At 38.9% G+C, this 15,409-nt stretch carries 13 protein-coding genes; all 13 read right to left on the reverse strand.

What is annotated here, in order from left to right; translation table 11 throughout:
• Nucleotides 1-7: 7 nt before the first annotated feature.
• Nucleotides 8-1,972, reverse strand: coding sequence for a polysaccharide biosynthesis protein (locus ALE3EI_RS12090; RefSeq protein ID WP_317172956.1), 1,965 nt, complete (start codon nt 1,970-1,972; stop codon nt 8-10).
• Between the two features lie 35 nt (nt 1,973-2,007).
• The gene (locus ALE3EI_RS12095; protein WP_186989006.1) at nt 2,008-3,138 is read right to left on the reverse strand and encodes a DegT/DnrJ/EryC1/StrS family aminotransferase; all 1,131 of its coding nucleotides are present in this window, start codon (nt 3,136-3,138) and stop codon (nt 2,008-2,010) included.
• A complete protein-coding gene (locus tag ALE3EI_RS12100) occupies nt 3,131-3,748 on the reverse strand; it encodes an acetyltransferase (RefSeq protein ID WP_186989008.1) in 618 nt (205 codons plus the stop codon). The genes ALE3EI_RS12095 and ALE3EI_RS12100 overlap by 8 nt, the downstream gene beginning before the upstream one ends.
• On the reverse strand, nt 3,748-4,356 hold the full coding sequence (locus ALE3EI_RS12105; RefSeq protein ID WP_186989010.1) for a sugar transferase: 609 nt from the start codon (nt 4,354-4,356) through the stop codon (nt 3,748-3,750). The genes ALE3EI_RS12100 and ALE3EI_RS12105 overlap by 1 nt, the downstream gene beginning before the upstream one ends.
• Nucleotides 4,357-4,368: 12 nt before the next feature.
• Nucleotides 4,369-5,529, reverse strand: a complete 1,161-nt coding sequence (locus ALE3EI_RS12110; RefSeq protein WP_186989012.1) for a glycosyltransferase family 4 protein — start codon at nt 5,527-5,529, stop codon at nt 4,369-4,371.
• Entirely contained in the window at nt 5,511-6,602 is a 1,092-nt protein-coding gene (locus tag ALE3EI_RS12115) for a glycosyltransferase (RefSeq protein WP_186989014.1), read from the reverse strand. The genes ALE3EI_RS12110 and ALE3EI_RS12115 overlap by 19 nt, the downstream gene beginning before the upstream one ends.
• A gap of 12 nt (nt 6,603-6,614) precedes the next feature.
• Nucleotides 6,615-7,727 (reverse strand): hypothetical protein, encoded by a 1,113-nt coding sequence (locus ALE3EI_RS12120; protein ID WP_186989016.1) that lies wholly within the window; start codon nt 7,725-7,727, stop codon nt 6,615-6,617.
• Nucleotides 7,728-7,861: 134 nt separating this feature from the next.
• A complete protein-coding gene (locus ALE3EI_RS12125; protein WP_186989017.1) occupies nt 7,862-9,094 on the reverse strand; it encodes a glycosyltransferase in 1,233 nt (410 codons plus the stop codon).
• 7 nt (nt 9,095-9,101) lie between these two features.
• Nucleotides 9,102-10,229: an SDR family NAD(P)-dependent oxidoreductase gene (locus tag ALE3EI_RS12130; protein WP_186989019.1), complete on the reverse strand. Its 1,128-nt coding sequence runs from the start codon at nt 10,227-10,229 to the stop codon at nt 9,102-9,104.
• Nucleotides 10,230-10,240: 11 nt separating this feature from the next.
• Nucleotides 10,241-11,434 carry a glycosyltransferase family protein gene (locus ALE3EI_RS12135; RefSeq protein WP_186989021.1) on the reverse strand — a complete coding sequence of 398 codons (1,194 nt, stop codon included), beginning with the start codon at nt 11,432-11,434 and terminating at the stop codon, nt 10,241-10,243.
• Nucleotides 11,431-13,293 (reverse strand): asparagine synthase (glutamine-hydrolyzing), encoded by a 1,863-nt coding sequence (asnB, locus tag ALE3EI_RS12140; RefSeq protein ID WP_186989023.1) that lies wholly within the window; start codon nt 13,291-13,293, stop codon nt 11,431-11,433. Before asnB ends, ALE3EI_RS12135 begins: the two co-directional genes overlap by 4 nt.
• Before the next feature lie 76 nt (nt 13,294-13,369).
• A complete protein-coding gene (locus ALE3EI_RS12145) occupies nt 13,370-13,822 on the reverse strand; it encodes an acyltransferase (RefSeq protein WP_186989025.1) in 453 nt (150 codons plus the stop codon).
• 9 nt (nt 13,823-13,831) lie between these two features.
• Nucleotides 13,832-15,301, reverse strand: a complete 1,470-nt coding sequence (locus tag ALE3EI_RS12150) for a lipopolysaccharide biosynthesis protein (RefSeq protein ID WP_186989027.1) — start codon at nt 15,299-15,301, stop codon at nt 13,832-13,834.
• Nucleotides 15,302-15,409 lie beyond the last annotated feature (108 nt).

Raw genomic sequence — 15,409 nt, forward strand, 5'->3', positions numbered from 1 at the left:
ATTACCCTTAGGTTGTGCTTTTAGATTCGGTTGATTTAGGTTGATCTAATACTTCAAATTCAGAATTTTCAGAAATATATTCAGGTACGAGATCCTTCAACAGTTCCACAACTTTTCGTGCTCTGCCCCGGGTTGCCGTTTCTATCAATACCTTTACTTTCTCTCGTATTTCGGAAAAATTCCCCACGGGCACCTTAGAAATCATGATCTTAGGGTGATGGGTGGGCAAGGAAGTGGACATATCGTTAAGCAACTCTTCATATAACTTTTCACCGGGTCGCAAACCGGATATTTTTATATCCACATCCTCATAAGGTTCTAATCCTGAAAGACGAATCATTCGTTCGGCAAGATCAAGAATTCTAACCGGTTCGCCCATATCGAAAACATAGATCTCACCACCATTCCCCATGGTTCCTGCCTGTAAGACCAATTGGCAGGCCTCCGGAATTGTCATAAAATACCTTATTATGTCTTTATGAGTAACCGTTACCGGGCCACCCTGTGCAATTTGTTTTCTGAAATGCGGAATCACACTTCCACTGGATCCCAGTACGTTTCCGAACCGGGTCGTGATAAATTTTGTAGGAATATCCTCTTCGTACTGAAGCGATTGCACGTACATTTCAGCGACTCGCTTAGAAGCTCCCATGACATTAGTTGGATTTACGGCTTTGTCTGTGGAAACCATTACAAACTTCTGAATATCATTACTCACCGCCAGAATCGACAGATTTACCGTTCCAAGAATATTAACATAAATTGCTTCATGCGGATTCCTTTCAATCAACGGAACATGCTTATATGCCGCAGCATGGTAAATAACATCGAATTTATACTTATGAAATAATAACCCCAATCGGTACATATTACTGATATCAGCAAGTTCAGTAATAAAGTTAAGGCTCGGGTAATTGAGTTGTAAATACAACTCCAGTTCGTGAAGTACAGACTCTGCCTGATCGAGAATAACCACTTGTTTTGGGTTAAATTCGGCGATCTGACGAACGATCTCACTACCAATGGAACCTGCACCACCCGTGACTAAGATTGTCTTGCTTTCAAGATCGTTCTTAATAAGCTCGTTATCGATCGTTATGGGGTCCCGTTGTAAAAGATCTTCAATTTCAAGGGGTTTTATCTGTTGTCTTATATCTTCTTTTTTGTTCCATTTTTCTACAATGGGCACATTAAAGATCTCAATGCTGTTTGCGATACAATCTTCGACAAGTTGATTTTTTCTTTTACCGGAAATTGATTCTCCAATAAGTAACACCCCATCAATCTCCAGTTTATTAATAGTTTCAGAAAAACTATTTTTTATTGGAATAACGGGCTTTCCGAGAATTTTATAGCGCTTAGAATCGAGATTCTCTGTCAAAAATCCAATAAGCTGAAACGGTAGATTCGATTCGGTAGTAAGTGCTTTTCCTACCGAAATGGTGTGGTCGTCTACTCCTACGATCACTACTTTTTTCTTGATTTCATCTGCAGCCGAATTCCGAAGAAACTGATAGCTCTCCTTTACTGCAATACGAAACAATAACATTATGGTAAAGGACAACAGTATATATAATAGTATAGAGGTGGTTAAAAATATCTTCTGCCCTTCAAACACAGCATACACCGAATTTAATACCAAAAGGGTGATTAGCGTAAAAAATGCTGATAGTGCAAGTTTTAATATATCGGTAAAAGTAGAATGCCGGATAATTCCGGAATAGGTCTTAAAAACAAAGAAGAAGGTAACATTCACTGCCAGTATTGCCACACCTTGTTCGATAAGTGTCAATGCGGTAAGAAATTTAATTGGCGTCCCCAAAAGGATGAGGTATACCAGAACGATAGATACCACCACTAAGAAAGTATCGATCAAAAGTACGATCCATCTTGGAAGATATCGCTGGTCTAACATTTTGAGGCTGTTATCACCTTTGTACAATGTGGACAATATTTTTTTGGCGATCGACACTAAGCGTTTAATTTAGAGGCAAATATAATTATTATCTAAACGAATTGAGTTAAGACTGTCATAATCCTTTTCTTCTCTTCAGTAGTTAAGTTAGATCCTGATGGCAGGCAAATTCCTTTTTTGAAAAGTCCTTCGGAAACAGAATTTCCGTAGTAGGGGGCATCTTTGAAAACGGGTTGTAAGTGCATAGGTTTCCATAGCGGTCTGGATTCTATATTATCATTTTCAAGGGCAAATCTTATTTCTTCTGAAGTAAATCGACTTTTTTCAGGATCCACAACAATACAACTCAACCAGTGATTAGATCGAAGCTGATCTGAAGGTTCAGTAAAAACCGTGATTCCTTCGGAAGTACTAAACAAATCTTTGTAAAATAGATTCATCTGCCTTCTAAGTTCAATATGCTTGTCCAGAACTTCCATTTGTCCGCAACCAATCCCGGCACAAATATTACTAAGACGGTAATTGTACCCAATATGTGAGTGCTGATAATGCGGTGCATTGTCTCGTGCCTGAGTCGCTAAAAAAATAGCCTTTTCCTTTACTGCCTTGTCCTTGGAGACCAATGCGCCTCCTCCGGACGTAGTGATGATCTTGTTTCCGTTAAACGACAATATAGATATCGTACCAAATGTACCGCATTTCTTGTCCTTATAGGTACTTCCTAAGGCTTCGGCACTGTCTTCAATGATCGGAATATCATATTTTTCAGCAATGGCATTAATTTCGTCTACCTTATAAGGCATTCCATATAAATGCACTGCAATAATTGCTTTTGGCTTTTTACCTTTTGATATTCTATCCTTGATGGCATTTTCAAGATATAACGGACACATATTCCAGGTCTCTGGTTCGCTGTCAACAAATATCGGCGTGGCACCCTGATAGACTATAGGATTCGCCGATGCCGAAAAAGTCATACTCTGACAAATCACCTCATCACCTCTTTCCACTCCAAGCAATATCAAAGCCAGATGCAGGGCCGCAGTGCCCGAGCTGAGTGCTGCAACTTTAGAATCCTTCCCCAGATAAGACTCAATAGCCTCTTCAAAGGAGGTAACATTTGGCCCCAATGGGGCAATCCAATTGGTTTTAAAAGCAGAATTGATATAATCTTGCTCGGTGCCTCCCATATGAGGCGATGACAAATAGATCTTGCTATTCATTTTTCGAATTGTCTCTTATTTTCTTAGCAGGATTCCCATAAACCACGGCATAATCCGGAATATCCTTAGTCACCACAGCTCCCGCACCAATAGTGACCCACTTCCCTACTTTCACTTCAGGAAGTATTACACTGCCCGCTCCTACAAGTGTTCCTTCACCAATGGTTACTCCGCCAGCCACTGCAGCCTGAATAGCGATATGCACATAATCTCCAATCTTGACATTATGAGAAACCGTTGCATTATTGTTTATTATACAGTGGTTTCCAATACACACATCGGCATCAAGTACCGCATTGGGATGCACTAAAGTCCCACACCCAATGGATACGGAAGGAAACACAGCCGCAGATTTATGGATAAAGCTGGGATATTCGCCATTAAGCTTTTCTGCCAGTTTTTTTCTAATGGAATTGGTTCCAATAGTGATGCAAAGAGGAACATTGGTTAAGTCGGCGTCATTGTATTTTTCAACAGCAACATTGAGTACTGAGGTTAGTTTAGGTGCATCATCATATACGATAGATGGAGCATATTCTCCAAGACTTTCGATTAAAGCGGTAGCTGCAAAACTATGCCCTCCGGCTCCGTAAAGTATGATAGGTTTCATTATTCTTTTGTTCCTTTAAAACGGTTCATGGTCCCCGCAGAATTTCCGGAAATATCACTTCTGGAAAAAACTTTGGATACTGTCTTAAACAAAATCTGTAAATCCAGTACAAAGCTAATTTTTTTCACGTAGAACACATCCAATTCAAACTTTTTTTCCCAACTCACAGCGTTTCTACCATTTACCTGTGCATAACCTGTAATCCCGGGTCTTAGCTGGTGTCGTTGTCGCTGAAAGTCGTTGTATAAAGGCAGGTATTCCGGAAGTAAAGGTCTGGGGCCAACTATACTCATATCACCTTTAATTACGTTGAGTAACTGTGGGATCTCATCCAGGGAAGTAGATCGTATAAATTTTCCGAAACCATTTAAACGTTGATCGTCCGGTAACAAATTGCCATTCGCGTCTGTGGTATCGGTCATTGTTTTAAATTTTATGATCTTAAAGATTCGCTCATTCTTTCCGGGTCGATGTTGAATAAAAAAAGGGTTTTTCCCCGAGGCGATAAAAATTGTCACGGCAATCACTAAAAATAGCGGAAACAGAACCAAAAAGATGGTCAGCGATACCAGAAAATCCAAGGTAGGTTTTACGACGTTTTTATACACAGCGCAAAGGTACTAAATACCGGATAGTTGTTTATCGTATTCCGCATGCAATGCTTCCCAAACTGCATGGCGTTCATAGCGGCCTAAAATATGTGGGCGGGCATGGTCTTTCATATGTGTAAATAATGTTTTGTCATGAAGCAGTTTTTCCATAGCCTTTTTTAACTCATTTGAATTTTTCACCTCAACGATCAAACCATTGGTTAGGTGCTCGATGATCTCATTGCATCCGTTAATGTTACTTACGACCGCTGGCAATTCCATCGCTCCTGCCTGCAGCACTACATTGGGGAAGCCTTCCCTGTAGCTAGGAAATACCAGAGCATTACTCAGCGCATAAAAAGGTCTCACCTCTTCACGATAACCGGTGGTGAGAATCTTTGGATGCTTGTTGAGGATTTTTTTTGTGGACTCTGAAATCGGATCCAGATCGTCTTCAAAGGGACCTACAAGTAGCAGCGTGGTGTTTGTATATTTCTTTTGAAGCAAACTGAATGCCTCAATCATTTCATGAACTCCTTTATCTTTCACAATCCTGCCTACAAAGACAAAGACAAAATCTGAATCCGGAATTCCCAGAAGTGCTTTCTCTTGCGCTATTTGTTCTTCAGAAAAATGTGCTTTACTAAAAAATTGGGTATCTATTCCATTACTACTGCCATCACCGATCACTTTGAGCTTGTTTGAAGATGTAAAGCCTTGTTCAATAATTATATTCTTTAATCCCTTAGAATTAGGATACACATGGGTGGCAAATCTGTAGGTAAGCCGTTCTACGAAGTTTAACAGAAGACGTTTAAACCCCTTGGCCTCGAGCAGCGGCAGTCCGGCAACCGTATGTAATCTTATGGGAACACCGGCAAAGTAGGCGGCCATCATTCCTACAATCCCTGCTTTAGGAGTGTGGGTATGAACGATCTCTGGTTTATTTCTTTTTAAATATCGAAAGAGGGTAAATACCGCTCTCAGATCCTTAAAGGGTGTTATCTCCCGTGTTAGGTCAACATAAAATGTATTTACTCCTTCCCGCTCACCATAGCGTCTAAGGCGTTCTTCTTCTGAAGAAACAGCGGTTATATCAAAAAACCGATTCATATATCCCAATTGCCCTTCCAGTAATTTCTCTAGAGACAGCGGGACGGTTGTGATGCGTATTAATTTTGGTTTTGACATATTGAAGTATATAACTGAATATGACTTTGAATCATTTTATCTAAACTGTACATTTTTGCTCGCTGCGCACAAGAAATAGCAGTCTCTTTGTAATACTTTGAGTCACTTAGCAACAAATTAATATGACTGGCCAGATCGACCGGGTCTGCGTGTTCAAACAATACCCCGGCGCCATGGACCAAAGTACTAAGTCCGAATACTTTAGAAGCCACCAACGGAGTTCCCGACGCCATGGCCTCGATTCCCGACAAAGATAATCCTTCATGATGTGAGGACATAACAGCGAGGTCTGCCATTTTCAGTAATTGAGGCACATCGGATCGTATACCTAGAAAGTGTACGCGTTTTGAAATGTCTAATGTGGCTGTAAGTTCTTTCATTCTTAGGATCTCGGGACCATCTCCAACCAATAAGAGTTGTACAGGAACCGAAATAAACGGGATCGCCCGTAGCAGAGTTTCCTGATCTTTCTGTTTTGAAAAACGAGCTACTTGAATTATGATCTTCTCTCCGTTCGCAACAAAATCCATTCTATTGGCAGGAGTTGCACTGTTCAATTTATTGAAATCCACCCCGTTTGGTATCTTCTTGAATTTAGTATTTCGGACGCGAAGATGTCGTTTAAGTAATAATTTTACTTCAGTAGAAATTACCACAACTTTCGAATATTTCCTGTATACCCATCGATCGATTAGCTTATAAAGTAAGTTCTTTCGGCGTCGGTTAGAAGTACTGTGCTCGGTAAAGATCAATTTTGTCTTGGAGAGCGAGAGCACTTTAGCGATTGCAACCCAATAAAGAGCAGGGAAAAGATGCACATGAACCAGATCGTATTTTTTTAAATACCGCATGATCTTGAAAATATGAAATGGATTGTAAACACTACCTCCTCCCAAATACATGATCTTACAACAATGTTTTTCTTCCAGTTCAACCAAAAAGGGGTGCTGATTCCCGTTGAGTAAAAGCAATTCTACGTCAATTCCCTTTTCCACAAATTTAGGAACGGATTCCAGTATAATCTTTTCAGCTCCACCCGTTGCTAAACTATTAATTACCTGAAGAACCTTCATAAGAGCTTAGAGTTAGGGAGTTCCGGAATTAGCTGTTCTATTCTGAATGCTATAAGAAAATGCCCATAGGCAAAGAAAGAGCAATGCCGGGATAAACATATTCTTTTGTCTAAGCATAATTCCAAGATTCCCAAGAATAAGCGAAAATGAAATAACACCAAGGATAAAAAATATAAACAGGCTTTTAAAAAAATAGCTGGCCTTAAAAAATAGCTTGATAGGATTCAGCCAAATAAATTTAGCTGTTAAGATCAATAACAACAAGTTTTCCAGTGAAGCAATTATTGCGAGAACACCATTCACGTCAAAAAACAAAGGTCGGAATAAAAAGGTGAATACTTTTAACGGAAAAGAATAGCTGGAAATATCCACTCCGGTTCCTGTGTGACTTCGGCTCAATTTAGATACCTTGTCTTCAGAATAGCTTGAAATCGTTTCCAAATCGAAGTTTTCAATGCGAAGATAAAGCATAATGGTATCAAAAAAACCAACAAAGGCACCTACGAGAATAATGAAAAAGAAGATCTTAACATACACCTTTAGACCTCCATCCAGTATGTAGCCTATTCCGAAGGACAACAACAGAAATGCAGCTATATGCGGTCGCGTAAAATAAACAAGAAACATAGCCAAAAGAATCTTTATCAAATGCTTTTTCGGCTGTTGCATCGCATAGAAAAAAATAGCAATACAAAAAAACATAAGCGTATCCTTCCCTACTCCTGCTGTCCAGAAATGCAAATTGGGTAGAAAGAATATAAATGGGAAAAGATTAAGTTGAAAAAGTTTGCTGTTAAAAGCAATTCGCTGCTTGAATATTACATAAAAGAATAAAAAGCCTATATAGCCTAAGAGTGCATAGGCTACTGATCCGGTGAGAAAAGATAACTCGAACAGCTTACTGGGAATGTAATTTAATACATACATAAAATAGGTTCCAAAGCCCAATGAAAAGTAGTCGGCCATGGTCATATTCGGGTTTACTTCAAACTCTGTCCAATATGTAATTGCATCTCCTCCATTGGCCAAAACATAGAAGTAAAAGGCCACACAAATCACAAGATGATAGGCCCATAACAAATTCAATGTCTTGGAGTCACTTTTATCCAGTTGATGCCGAAACAAATATTTCGCCTTAAAGCCAAGGAATAGTAAAATTATGATCAGGCAAATATCCAGCACGAATTTTAGATTTGGTTGAAAACTTGAGTAAACATATTAAAAATAAAGTTTCCGAGGGCGTGAAAGCGCTACCTCTTTTAACTGGTAAGCACCTCTATGCCCGATGCATAGGTTAGATTTTGCGATGTATACCGACGATTGTTCATATATTTTTCTGTGAGAGCCTCGTAATTCCCAAGGCACTTCTCCAGGGCATCTGCCAAACTATCAACATTAGAGGGTGTAAAGTTTATCGAAAGCGATTCGTTAACATTAACCTCCGTAACACTTTTAAAGGAGCCATTGATCACCAATTTCCCGGAAGCCAAGGCGTCAAGATATTTTACATGTATTATTAATTCTGAATATACATTCTGCTTATCGGGGCAGACAATAATATTGGCAAGATCCTGATAAGTTCTAAGTTCGTGATATTTTGTACGTCCCAGAAAAACGATCTTATCTTCCAATTTGAATTCATTTACCAGTTGCTGAGATTCTTCATACGTTGGTCCGTCGCCTATTAAAAACAACCTGGAATTATACTTGGTGTGTACTTTCTGAAAAGCCCTTATCAGGTCCGGAACTCCTCCGGTCTTTTTAAAAGCTCCTGCAAAAAGTATGATCTTTTCATCCTCACTAATTTCGAACTTAGTTTCCAACTCTCCTTTTAACTTTTCATCTACGATATCTAATCCTTCATTAGTAGACAAATAGTACGGAAGGATATAATTCCGTTTATATGCTACTTCGGGATATTCATCAATAAAATAGCGTTCCATCTCTCCACTCGCAAAAATGAGTCCGTTGGCGTGTTGACAAACCTTTTTATCCAACAGATTGGAAACATAATATTTGGTTCTGAATTTTAGGGTTTTTAAAAGATCCTTTGCCTGTTCGGCCTGAAATTTAAATTCTAGGGTGGCCACCCCGTGAAGATCATTAATATAACCTCTAATTACATTGTGATGCTTCAACCAATATCCAATTGAGTTATCCAGGTATTCAAAGAAAAAAATATTTTCTTCTTTAAACGGTTCCAAAACCGCTTGTAATCTTTTGAAGAATTTTGAATAAAAGAACCGCACTACTCCGGCCGAAAACAGTCCCAAAAGAAATTGAAATCGGCGTTTGTCATTGCGCGAAAATTTATACGCTATTGATATATGCTTTATCGACGGATGAAATCCATCTTTATTTTCAGCATTTGAAATAAAAATAACCTCCCGTCCGCTTTTAGCGAGTTCATTTAGAATTCCTTGCATACGAATTGTTCCGCCACCTTCGTTAACGAAATCATTCATAGAAAAGAAAACAAATCTTTTAGCCATAATATTTTTATTTAAACAGGCCTTTTGCCTTCATTTCATCGATAGACTTAGAGTAATTGTCTTCATTGACTTCCTGAGATTGGACCCATTCCACGAACTTTGAAACTCCTGTCTTAAAATCATACCGGGGCGTAAATCCTAATTTTTCCTTGATCTTGGAGAGGTCGGCCACATTATGTCGAATATCACCCAAACGAAAATTACCCGTAACTTCTATGGATACAGGAGACTTATATTTTTCCTTCAAGGTGGTCGCCACGTCCATCACAGTGGTTTGTATACCCGACCCCACATTGAAAACCTCATAGTTTGCTTCCTCCATTTCGAGTCCGAGTACTGTTGCATTCACAACATCATCAATAAATACAAAATCACGGCTCTCTTCTCCATCTTCAAAGATGTTGATATCGTTACCGTTTCTTATCTGAGTTGAAAAAATTGACAATATTCCGGTATAGGGGTTCTTTAACGATTGACCGGGTCCGTAAACGTTCTGATACCTAAAGGCCACTGCAGGAATATTAACAGATCGGCACACGTTGAGTACCATTTGCTCCTGATTTTGTTTGGTAATTCCGTATACAGAACTTGGATGAATTTTAGAGTTTTCGTCGGTTTTGGCTAAGGTTAGTTCCTTTCCGCATTGAGGACATTTGGGTTCAAAATCTCCTTGAAGTAAATGGGACTCCTCTCTTTCCACTGGATACACGTCTCCGTGAGTTTCACAACTATATTTACCTTCACCGTAGATGGCCCTAGATGAAGCTACGATCACTTTTTCAACATTATGTGGTTCATTTACAAGATGATCCAGTAACAAAGCGGTACCATTTATATTTACATCCACATATTTCTGAACCTCGTACATGGATTGACCGGTTCCTGTTTCAGCAGCAAGATGAACGACAACATGCTGATCCTTCAATGCATTTTCCCAATCGGTTTTACGGCGAACATCTCCTTTTATAAAGTTGACTTTGTCCTTTATGGATTCATAAAGACTGGAGTTCTCTCCGTGGATCTGTTCTGAAAGTGAATCAAGAACAGTAATATTATATCCCTTTTCAATTAAGGTTAGTGCCAGATTGGATCCTATAAAGCCGGCTCCACCGGTGATCAAAACGTTCTTTTTCATGAGTCTGTGTTTCAATTTTTAAATATGCGTTCGTAAATTTCCTGATACTTTTCAACCCCTTTATCCAATGAAAAGTAAGTTTCCGCGAGATTACGGCATCGATTAGATGTTGCCTGATTAAGAAGTGGGGTAATAACTTCTGAAAAATTATAAGTATCAAGCTCTTCAAAATCGATGATCTTTCCAACTGAATACTGTTCGATATAATATTCGTGATCCCCTACATCCTTATTGGTAAGTACAGGTATGCCTGAAGCCAGCAGCTCCCCAAGTTTTGTTGCAGCTGAAGCTTTTTTGGAAAAATAGGGGTGAATATAGAACAGCGAAATATCAATTTCCTTCAGGCGTGAAGGCATTTCGGCAAAAGAGATCTTTTCAATCCTGTATTTTTCCGAAGGTATTTGATACTTGCTTAAAGTTTCTTTTATAAAGGCATGCTGATTGTATTGATCGTTATTGAAGATCAGGAAATTATAATCCATAAACTCCCCGATCTTGGACAAAGTGATTGCTGTCTTTTCAAAATCGTACCAGCCCACAGCGGTACCAATATATCCTATAGTTATCGGCTTTTTGTATTCTCTTTTATGCTGCACAAAGCGATCGAGATCTACACAGGTGGGGATGATCTCAATATTTTTTATGCTGTCTCCTCCTCGAAACAATTCGTTATTTAACACTGTTGCTTTACCGCTTCGGGCGAGAATTACAATACCTCCGGCCTTCTTATACAATCTTTTTTCGAGTCGCTTCAGAAATTTGTACAAGAACTTACCTCGATCTAACGAACCGATATCGGCGCGTTCATCAAACCAGAAATTCCGGGTGTCGAACAGGTAAGTAACAGGGTAGAATTTTTTAACGAACCAAGCGGGAATAGCGGTAATATAGCTTCGGCAATGAATATTGCGGAGCTTGTCTTTTCTTACAATTCCGAAAACTTTGGCGGTAAACCTAAAAAAATTAAGCAATTTCCCGATCTTACTTTCTCCGTAAGATATAGGGATCCATCGAATTCCTTTTTCTGAAAGTTGACTTTTAAGCAAGTCAAATTCGGCTTTGTTTTGAAGATCGGCAGGTTTTTCTAAAGACAGCAGGGTATACTCGTAAGTATTAGACAGTTTATAGACATAGCTCAATACCTGTGATGCTCCTAAAGGCTCCATCATTCCATTATAACTTAAATAAAGGACTCTTTTTTTCATGAATGCCATTTTTCATACCACATTTGGAAGACTAGGAGATACCATAATGTCTGGTAGTGCTTGGTCTCATCCAATAGTATGGCGCTTTTTATAGTACTGATGTCTTTGTGATTAAAAATACCTTGCTTATTAATAAATTCTTCGTTCAGGTAATACTCAATCTTTTCTGTAAGCTCGTTTTGAAGCCATCGCTTCATCGGAATTGCAAATCCCATCTTTGGTCGTTCCATTAAATCCTTCGGAACATGCTTATGTACGATCTCCGTTAAAATAAACTTCTTAGAACCGTTGTTGTATTTAAAAGCATCGGGAAGCGTGGCTACATACTCAATAATTCTGTGATCCAACAGAGGTTCCCTACCTTCCAGACTTGCACTCATTGTCGCTCTATCCACCTTCGTTAATATATCATCCGGCAAATAGGTTTGATAATCATATTGCATCATCTTCGAAAGATCTCCCTCAATACTATCGTTTTCAAAATTATTCACCATAGCCATAGAGTCTATAGAAGACTTTAGAAACAGACGATCCACTTCTTCGGGGTGAAGGCCGGAATTCAAAAGGTTTGCCAACTGATAGACCGAAGGATCCTTATACAGTTTTTTAATTCGCTTCCTTTTCTCACTATCTTTAATAAGAAGATTCATTATAACACCTAAATCAGCCGGAATTTTTTTAATGGTGCGTAGCCGTTGAAGCTGTTTAAGGTAATCGTATCGGTTATACCCCCCAAATACTTCATCACCTCCATCTGCAGATAGCGCTACGGTAACTTGCTCTTTTGCAAATTTACTTAATAACATAGTGGGAATGGCGCTTGAATCCCCAAAGGGTTCGTCGAAAAAATGAGGAATTTGCTCTATAAGATCGAAAAGGTGATGTTCTTCACAATAGATCTCCGAATGATTTGTTCCAAGTCGGTTGGCTGTTTCTTTAGCAAATTTTGCCTCATTAAGATCCTGGTCTGCGACTCCTATAGTAAAGGTGTTGATCTTCTTAGAAGTTTCAGTTTGCAACATAGCTGCCGTAAGTGTGCTATCGTATCCGCCACTAAGAAAAACACCTACGGGTACATCGGCAACCATCCGGTATTCGCAGGCACTTTTCAGAATGCCTTCTGTTTCGGTTTTTGCCTCTTCAAAATCGATCTTCAATTTTGGTTTTTCATAATAGGTCTCGACGTTCCAGTATTTTTCAATTATGATTTCTTTACTGAAAGGATTGAAGTGCATTAGGCTTCCCGGCGGAAGCTTCTTAACCCGCTTATAAATTGAATTTGGTGTAGGAATATAGCCGTACTGAATGTATTGCTTTACTTGTGAAATGTCGATCTCCTTTTCAAACCCAGGGTTTGCGTGAAAAGCCTTTAATTCTGAAGCAAACATGAACAACGAGCCATCCCAGAAGTAATACAGTGGCTTTACTCCCGGCCGATCTCTGAAAATTTTAAGATCCTGAGTCCTTTTGTTAAAAATGGCGAAGGCAAACATTCCTATAAAATGATGTACACAATCGTTCTGCCATTGTTCAAAGGCGTGAAGGATCACTTCGGTATCGGAATCGGTTTTAAATTCATGTCCCAGCGCTATCAACTTAATTTTAAGTGCTTTGTAATTATAGATCTCACCATTAAATACAATGACCCAATCATTATAATGCATTGGCTGATTTGCATGGGTGGAAGTATCTATGATGCTTAAGCGGCGATGTCCCATACCAAGATTGTACGCATTTTCTGCATTAAAATAAATTGCGCCGGCATCAGGACCACGGTGAAGCAGTGTATCACTCATTTTGGTGATATTCTCTGCTGTGCAAGTCTTTGAAAAATCAATAAATCCGGAAATTCCACACATAGGTCGTGTTCTCAGTTACAAATTATTATATAAACAAATTACAGTGTTGTGCATGTTACCTTTGGTTTCGCTGTTCTTAAGAGTCAATTGACTTAATTAGTCGGGCAGGATTTCCTCCAATAATACTATGTGACGGAAAGTCTTTGGTTACTACACTTCCGGCTGCTACAATGCTGTTTTTTTTAATGGTAACACCCGGAAGAATGATTGCTCCGGCTCCAATCCAAACATCGTCCTCTATTTTTACAAAGGACGAAATATGAGGAACATTCGATGTTGTAAATAATTTTTCGGGATCCAATCCGCTATCGAAGATCATTGCCCGTGTAGATAACGTAACACGTTCTCCAATCTCGACTCTATCCCGTCCCTGAATATACACCCCGTAATTAATCACAGAGTCCCTGCCAATTTTGATGTTCTTATAATTTCCGATCTTAAATTTTCCGTATACGTGTACACGACTCCCAAACAAAATGCTTGCGTACAATGAAAGCACTCTATAATATATTTTTCTGAATATTCGCATAGACTAAAATTATTGATCCCTTCTGTTTACAAAATTTATACTTCGGTGAGCTACCATGGATCTCAGATCAATCAACTCGTTCATTTTAAACATTTTAGATAATACTATATAAAGCAGAACACTCACTGTGGTTCCTATTAACAATACGGTAAAATTGCCTAGACCATAGGAAGTCAAAAGACCGTAGACATAATAAAGTACGGCTCCAACGAATACATTGAGAAGCAAAATAGGAATGAGGTCTGCAAGCTGTTTTAGAAAATGATAACCCATCACTCTTGACAAGTAAAATGAATTTAAGAGAAATGAAACGAAATAAGCCGCTACCTGACTCCATAAAAGAGCAATTATACCCACTTTAAACGTTGCGATAATTCCTATAACGATAAAGAGCTTATTAATAAATCCCAGATACAAGTACAGATCACTCCTTCCCTTTACTTTAAATATTACCATATTAAATACCACCAAAGGATGTAATATCCCTGCAAAACATAATATTTGGAGATAAGGTAATGCAGGTAGCCACTTTTCAGTAAACAGAAAAGTAATTGCCGGTGCTGCAAGTATAATTAGACATACCATAATGGGTGTTAACACGAACATCATGAGCAATAACATGCGCCTGTATACCGTGAGCATCTTTTCGGCATCGTCCTGAATACTCGAGAAAATAGGATAGGCCACTTTATTGATCGCACCGTAAATGTTGGACACGGGAACCTGCTTTAAAGTGTTGGCTTGCGTATAATATCCTACCTGGGCCACTGCAAAGTTCTTCCCAATAAAAATATTGAAAATATTAGCAAAGATGCTGTTCAATATCTCCATTAAAGCGATCTTATAACCAAAAGAAAAATGATGCTTTACTCGCCCCCATTGTAATGATAACGTAGGTTTCCAGCTTGCATAGAACCACAGTTGAACAGATATTAAAAAGGCCTTGACAAGCGCCATATAAACCAAACTCCATACCCCATAACCGTGATATGCCATGGTTAAGCCCACAATACTGGATATGATAAGCGCCGGAATTACAATTGCGATCTGCCGTTTAAACCTCAATTCCTTTACAAGGATGGCATTTTGAACAGCCGTAAAAGCAGATATAACAAAAGTTAAGCTAAATACTCTTATAATGTTGGTTAATACCTCCTGATCGTAAAATTTAGCAATAAAAGGTGCAGAGACATATACCAGGGCGTAAACCGCAATACTGCTTATTAAATTAACGTAAAACACTGACGAAAAATCGTGAGTATCGGGATCTTTGGTTCGTATCAAGGATTCGGTCATCCCTCCTTCCAATAAAACCACTCCTATACTTATAAAAACGTAGATCATCCCCATTAATCCGAAGTCCTCCGGCAGGATCATACGTGTCATAAAAATGATCACCACAAAATTAATCCCCTGCGAACTAAACTGCTGCAATAAAGACCATAAGGCATTAGATCTTGCTATATTACCAAGGCTCATAAGGCGATAGTTTCCTTTTTTGAATTGTTAGTAACCAAGGTCCCAACAACGGTTTGTTTTAATTTATCCTTTCGATCGGGCTTCGTGCAACATGATAATGTTACATCG

The organism is Constantimarinum furrinae, from assembly GCF_014295415.1.
GTDB classification, from domain to species: Bacteria; Bacteroidota; Bacteroidia; order Flavobacteriales; family Flavobacteriaceae; genus Constantimarinum; species Constantimarinum furrinae.

Coding starts and splice junctions, on each gene's coding strand:
- ALE3EI_RS12115 (WP_186989014.1), bottom strand. CDS start 6,602: ATGAAGGTTCTTCAGGTAATTAATAGTTTAGCAACGGGTGGAGCTGAA.
- ALE3EI_RS12100 (WP_186989008.1), bottom strand. CDS start 3,748: ATGAAACCTATCATACTTTACGGAGCCGGAGGGCATAGTTTTGCAGCT.
- ALE3EI_RS12130 (WP_186989019.1), bottom strand. CDS start 10,229: ATGAAAAAGAACGTTTTGATCACCGGTGGAGCCGGCTTTATAGGATCC.
- ALE3EI_RS12110 (WP_186989012.1), bottom strand. CDS start 5,529: ATGTCAAAACCAAAATTAATACGCATCACAACCGTCCCGCTGTCTCTA.
- ALE3EI_RS12135 (WP_186989021.1), bottom strand. CDS start 11,434: ATGAAAAAAAGAGTCCTTTATTTAAGTTATAATGGAATGATGGAGCCT.
- ALE3EI_RS12145 (WP_186989025.1), bottom strand. CDS start 13,822: ATGCGAATATTCAGAAAAATATATTATAGAGTGCTTTCATTGTACGCA.
- ALE3EI_RS12150 (WP_186989027.1), bottom strand. CDS start 15,301: ATGAGCCTTGGTAATATAGCAAGATCTAATGCCTTATGGTCTTTATTG.
- asnB (WP_186989023.1), bottom strand. CDS start 13,293: ATGTGTGGAATTTCCGGATTTATTGATTTTTCAAAGACTTGCACAGCA.
- ALE3EI_RS12095 (WP_186989006.1), bottom strand. CDS start 3,138: ATGAATAGCAAGATCTATTTGTCATCGCCTCATATGGGAGGCACCGAG.
- ALE3EI_RS12125 (WP_186989017.1), bottom strand. CDS start 9,094: ATGGCTAAAAGATTTGTTTTCTTTTCTATGAATGATTTCGTTAACGAA.